The 539-nt window shown below is 75.9% G+C and carries 1 protein-coding gene; it reads left to right on the top strand.

Going from position 1 to position 539, the window contains the following annotated elements; all coding sequences use genetic code 11:
• Positions 1 to 326 precede the first annotated feature (326 nt).
• Positions 327 to 539: hypothetical protein (locus RF647_RS19210; RefSeq protein WP_368813129.1), on the top strand; the 213-nt coding region annotated here is incomplete at its 3' end.

The following is a 539-nucleotide window of genomic DNA, read 5'->3' as shown; positions in this document are numbered from 1 at the left end:
CGGTCGTCGTGCGTGCGGTCGAGCCGCTCGACGACCTCCTGCGTGCTCGCGCCCGCCAGCCCGTGCTCCCGCAGCAGGGCCTCCTGCTCGGTGCTCCCGGCGGCGCAGCCGGAGGCGAGCAGCAGGACGGCGGCGGACACGGACAGCGCGGCGGATCTCATGGATCCAGCGTATCGGGGGACGCCGCCGCCGAGCGCGGATAGAATGGTCCCCCAGAGGTTGCAGGGATCGGGAGGATCCGTCATGAGCATCACTCGGAACAGTGGCACCCGCGGCCGACCGCCCACGCCGGCGCGGCCCGCGTCCTCGGTCGCCGGCGCACGGCCATGATCCCCGTCCTGGTCGTCGCCGCCCTGCTCGTGCTGGGCCTGCTCGTGCAGGTGGCCGTCCGCTCCCTGCGGGACATCGCACCGGCCGGGCGGCCGGCCCCGCCGCCGATCACGGAGCAGGCCCGGCGCACCGGCGCCGAGGACATGCGCACGGCCTGGCTCGGGTGGCAGCTCGGGATCCTGCCGCCCCAGCAGAGGACCGGGGACGCG

It is taken from the genome of Kocuria sp. CPCC 205263, from assembly GCF_040981075.1.
Classification (GTDB): domain Bacteria; phylum Actinomycetota; class Actinomycetes; order Actinomycetales; family Micrococcaceae; genus Kocuria; species Kocuria rosea.
This window is presented reverse-complemented; position numbering and strand designations above follow the sequence as displayed.